General features: G+C 72.9%; 5 protein-coding genes. All 5 read left to right on the top strand.

Annotation, left to right across the window (positions count from 1 at the left end; translation table 11 throughout):
• Window positions 1–506: 506 nt before the first annotated feature.
• Window positions 507–710, top strand: a complete 204-nt coding sequence (locus VN520_RS26015; RefSeq protein ID WP_325749376.1) for a zinc-ribbon domain-containing protein — start codon at window positions 507–509, stop codon at window positions 708–710.
• Window positions 711–1,237: 527 nt separating this feature from the next.
• Window positions 1,238–1,873 carry a VTT domain-containing protein gene (locus VN520_RS26020; protein WP_325749377.1) on the top strand — a complete coding sequence of 212 codons (636 nt, stop codon included), beginning with the start codon at window positions 1,238–1,240 and terminating at the stop codon, window positions 1,871–1,873.
• A gap of 151 nt (window positions 1,874–2,024) precedes the next feature.
• The gene (locus VN520_RS26025; protein WP_325749378.1) at window positions 2,025–3,233 is read left to right on the top strand and encodes a ferritin-like domain-containing protein; all 1,209 of its coding nucleotides are present in this window, start codon (window positions 2,025–2,027) and stop codon (window positions 3,231–3,233) included.
• Window positions 3,230–4,084: a hypothetical protein gene (locus VN520_RS26030; RefSeq protein WP_325749379.1), complete on the top strand. Its 855-nt coding sequence runs from the start codon at window positions 3,230–3,232 to the stop codon at window positions 4,082–4,084. Before VN520_RS26025 ends, VN520_RS26030 begins: the two co-directional genes overlap by 4 nt.
• Window positions 4,085–4,249: 165 nt before the next feature.
• The coding region (locus VN520_RS26035; protein WP_325749380.1) for an enoyl-CoA hydratase/isomerase family protein at window positions 4,250–4,629 on the top strand (380 nt) is incomplete at its 3' end.

A 4,629-nucleotide genomic window follows, 5' to 3' on the forward strand; every position in this document is an offset into this window, starting at 1 on the left:
GTCTGCGCCGGGTCGTAGGTGACCACCGCGGTCCGTGCGATCGGGTCGGCCTGCACGGCCAGCACGCCCGGCCGCTGTCCGAGCACCTCCTCGGTGACCGCCTTCTCCGTGGCCCAGTGCACTCCGGCGACCTCGAGCACCGCCGTCGTCTGCCGAGTCGCCATGACCCAGGCCTCCTCCACTCCGGTCCTGTGCTCCCCGTCAACCACATACCCCGCCCGGGTATTTCTCGGGTGAGACCGCAGGAGTCCGTGTGAGCGTTCTCGGTTCGGTGCGCTCAGCTCGGTCGCGCCTGCCGCTCCGCCGGTGGAGCAGGCCGTCGATGGTGCCGACCAGCGAGCGTGGCCTCCCGGACCGCCATGTCCCTCAGCCCGCCTCCCACCGGCACGCCGAACCCCATGTCGCGCGCGTCGCGCTCGGACGGCCGGCGGCGGGCGGTCGAGCCCGGCGGGGCCAGGTGGGCACGCGCGCCGGACGGTGGCCGGTCCGCTGCCTAGGCTGGCGGCGTGTTCTTCCTCTTCGGCTTCGGCACCAAGCAGCAGGACCTGGGCCCCGGGGAGGTCCGCACCTGCCCCCGCTGCGGCAACACCACGCAGTGGGCGCGCGTGCGGCAGGTCAAGCAGTTCACGGTCTTCTTCGTGCCGATCGCCCGGTGGGGACGCCGGCAGCTCGAGGTCTGCGGGATCTGCGGTACCGCCGTCGAGGTCTGAACCCGGTCGCGTCGAGTCCGGTCGGCGGCCGCCCCGCCCCGTCGGCTCCCTGTGTGCGAGACCTGCACACCGCCCGCTCCGCCCGTCCCGCAGTCCTCGCCATCGTCGGTGACAGGTGGACGACCCTGCCCCGGGGGATGGGCCGCGTCCCGGTGTCCGAGGCGCCGTACCGGTGCGGCGGTCGTCGGCCATGGTTGCGGGCCTGCACGAGGTGACGACGGCCTCCGGCCCGGCGGACGCGGGGTCCTCTGACGCACTCCCCGGGAGCGGGTGTCATCGCCTCGTCACCGCGGGCCTGGTGCGGCGGTGACGGGCCCTCCGCCCCGCCCGGAGACCGTTCGGGTGCCGGGCCGTGCTCGCGTGCCAGACCGCGCAGGGACCCGGTGCGTCAGATCGGATCGGGCTGCGCAGCGGGCGGTCGGCAGCTGCCGCACCACCTGACCGACGACCCTGGCCACCGTGCCCACGCGGTCGGACGATGACCTCCTCGGCTCCGATGCCGACGGGCCTTCCGGCGGGGGGACGATGTGCGTGGCTATGGGCTGGTCGTAGCCGTACTGGTAGGCGGCGCCCTGCTGCTGTTCGGCCTCGCGGAGTGGGCGGCGTTGCCCCTGCTGGCCGACCCACTGCCCGCGATGCGCAGCGCCGGAGTGGCCGCGGCGCTCCTCGGTCTGGGGCTGCTGATCGCCGACGTGTTCCTCCCGGTGCCCTCGAGCGTCGTGATGGTGGCGCACGGAGCGCTGTTCGGTCTCGTGCCAGGCGCTGCACTGTCCCTGCTCGGCGGCGTCTCGGCCGCGCTGGTCGGCTTCGCGCTGGGGCGTCGGGGGCGGGGCGTCGTCGAACGCGTGACGACGCCGGCTCAGCGAGCCGCGGCCGACCGCCTGCTCACGCGCTGGGGTCCGTGGGCCGTGGTGTCCAGCAGAGCGGTACCGGTCCTGGCGGAGACCGTGGCCGTCCTCGCGGGGACGTCATCGATGCGCTGGTCCGTCCTGATCTGCGCCGGCGCAGCGGGGACCGCTGTGCCGGCCCTGCTCTACGCAGCCGTGGGGGCGAGTGCCGACACGGCTGCGAGCCTGGTCGTGGCGTTGCTGCTCGCGCTCGCGTTCTCGGGGCTGGTGGTCGTGACCGGCGGCCGCCTGCGCCGATCGTCCCCCCGTCCGTAGCCCCGCAGGACTGCCTCAGTCGAGCGCCCGCGCGATCCGGCTCCACCCTGGGGAGCCCGTCGTGCGGCGGGTTCGCCGGCCGGTCGGTGCGCCGCTGCCGACGCTAGGGTGACCGTCGTCTGGTTGGCCACCGTCCTGCGAAGGCGCCGACATGATCGACACCCGCGAAGAGCTCACCGGGGCGTTGCACGAGGCGGCCGAGCTCGAGCACGGCCTCATGATCCAGTACCTCTTCCCGGCCTTGTCGATGAAGAAGCGGCTGGACGAGGGGTTGAGTGCACCGCAGCAACGGTGCGCGCGCTCCTGGCAGGCCACCATCCTCCGGGTCGCCGTCGAGGAGATGGGGCACCTGGGCACGGTCTGCAACCTGCTCGCATCCATCGGGGAGGGTCCGCACTTCGACCGCCCGAACTTCCCGCAGCGGTCGGGGTACTACCCCTTCGACTTCGACCTGGTGCCCTTCTCCGACGAGGCCCTGTACCGGATGCTCGTCTTCGAACTGCCGCAGGGCGAGCCGCTACCGCCCCCTCCGCGCGTGCCGGGGGCGCAGCGTGTCACCACGGAGTCCGTCCAGGCCTTCGCCGCTGCGCCCGATCCGCTGACGTACGACTACGTCGGCGAGCTGTACGGCAAGATCGCCGACGGCTTCCGGCGCATCGACGAGAGAGAGCTGTTCATCGGTCCGAGGTCCGCCCAGACCGACAACAGGTGGTCCGTCGACCTCGACCTCCGCCAGGTCGTGGACCGGAGCTCGGCACTGGCCGCGATCGAGGACATCGTCGTGGACGGTGAGGGGTCGCCGACGGGACGGAGCAGTTCGCACTACGGGCGGTTCGCACGGATCCGGCAGGAGTACGAGGAGAGCGGCTTCTTCGCCGCGGCGCGTCCCGTCGTCGTCAACCCGCGGACACGCCTCATCCGGGACGCCCCGACCGGGGGGACGCTGCTCGTCGAGGAGCGCACCCGGCGGGTCGCCGAGTTGTCCAACGGCGCGTACGGCTCGGTGCTGCTGATGCTGGAGCACTTCTTCGGCTCGACGTCGGAGACGCCGGAGCAGCGGGCGGTCCTCCGCGCTTCCACGGGTCAGATGATGAGCGTGGCGATCCGGCCGCTCGCCGAGGTGCTCACCGAGATGCCCGCAGTCGGGCCGGAGAGCCCCGCGACCGCCGGCGCGCCGTTCGAGATCTACGACCGGGAGTCGGCGTCGCCCTTCCCGTCCGCCCGCTGGACGATCCTGCTCGAACGGCTCCAGGCGGTGATCGACGACGCGATGTCACTGGGCGAGGACGTCCCCCGGGTCGCAGCCATCGGGGACACGGTCAGGTTCGTCCGTCGCAACCTCGCCGAGGTGGCCGGATGATCGACCTCGTCTTCCGGGGCTGGTTCCAGTGCCGACTGGCGACCGACCCCGACCCGTACGACGAGCCTCGCGGTGTCTCCGGCTACGTGCACGCCTACGCCGGTGAGCCGGACCTCGACCGCGTGCTGCGGATGCAGGCTCCGCCGTTCGTGCGGGCCTACGGGCCCCCGGTCGGCGTCCGCGTCCACCAGGTCTGGCGCGACGGACAGCAGCAGGACGAGCACCCCCTGCAGGGCGCGTCGGTCGAGCTGGTCGAGGAGCCGAAGTTCGAAGGGCGCAACGGCGTCATCGCGGACGACGGGTTCGAGCCCATCTGGCCCTTCGCGCTGCGGGTGACCCAGGGCCCGTTCGCTCTCGCCCGGCGCGTCGTCCCCGCCGACCCGGATCACCCCTTCGAGGGGCTCTTCGCCGGCGGCGTGGAGAGGGCACCCGCGGAGATCCGAGAGGCCACCGGGATCGGGGACCTGGCGGCCGTGTGGGCGGAAAGGGTCTCCCGGCTGCAGCAGGACGTCGAGACCGCTGCCGAGCCCGAGCACACCGCCATACGGGAACGACTCGAGTTCCTCGAGGCGAGCCTCGCGGCGCCGGGGGGCGGCGCGTCCAGGTTCTTCGGTGCGCGGCTCCGGTACAGCTACGAGCTCGCCTCGACGCCCGTGGTCCAGGACCCGGAGGGGTGGCTCCCGTCGTCGATCGACAGCGCGAGCCCCTGGCCGGTGGACTTCTGGATGGGCGGGTGGGACGCCGATGTGCTGTGCGGCTTCTGCTGGGGACAACTGCGGCTGCCGGCAACGACCGATGCCGCGGACGAGCGCAGCGGCGCGCCACTCCGGGTCACCGACCGGCGCCCCTGAGGTCGACCGTCGGTTGCGGTGACCCCCGTCGGCCGGACATGGTGTGCCCGCTGTTCCCGGCAGCCTGGTCACCGGACCCATGGCCTCCCGTGGGAGGAGCCGCACCGGGCAGCGCGGACATCCGGCACGCTCCGTCGTGAGCTGTTCGAACAGGTGGAGGGCCCGATGCTGATCACCGAGGACCTGGACGACGTCGCCGTCCTGCGCATCGAGCACGGCCGGGTCGGCGCCCTCGACGTGGAGCTGCTGAACGCCCTCACCGAGGCCGTCACCGCGTCCGACCGGGCGCTGGTCATCACCGGCAGCGGCTCGTCCTTCTCTGCCGGGGTGGACCTGCGCCAGATCCTGGACGGCGGCCGGCGCTACACCGAGGAACTTCTGGCTGCGCTGTCCCGCACCTTTCGCGCTGTGTTCGACCATCCGCGGCCGACGGTCGCGGCGGTCAACGGGCACGCGATCGCCGGTGGCTGCGTGCTGGCCCTGGCCTGCGACGTGCGGCTGATGTCGGGCGGACGGATCGGGTTGACCGAGCTGGCGGTCGGCGT

This window comes from Streptomyces sp. (assembly GCF_035563135.1).
In the GTDB taxonomy this organism is placed as follows: Bacteria; Actinomycetota; Actinomycetes; order Streptomycetales; family Streptomycetaceae; genus Streptomyces.

What these genes read in the sequence shown, in the direction of transcription:
- VN520_RS26025 (WP_325749378.1), top strand. Translation starts at nt 2,025, where the DNA reads ATGATCGACACCCGCGAAGAGCTCACCGGGGCGTTGCACGAGGCGGCC.
- VN520_RS26030 (WP_325749379.1), top strand. Translation starts at nt 3,230, where the DNA reads ATGATCGACCTCGTCTTCCGGGGCTGGTTCCAGTGCCGACTGGCGACC.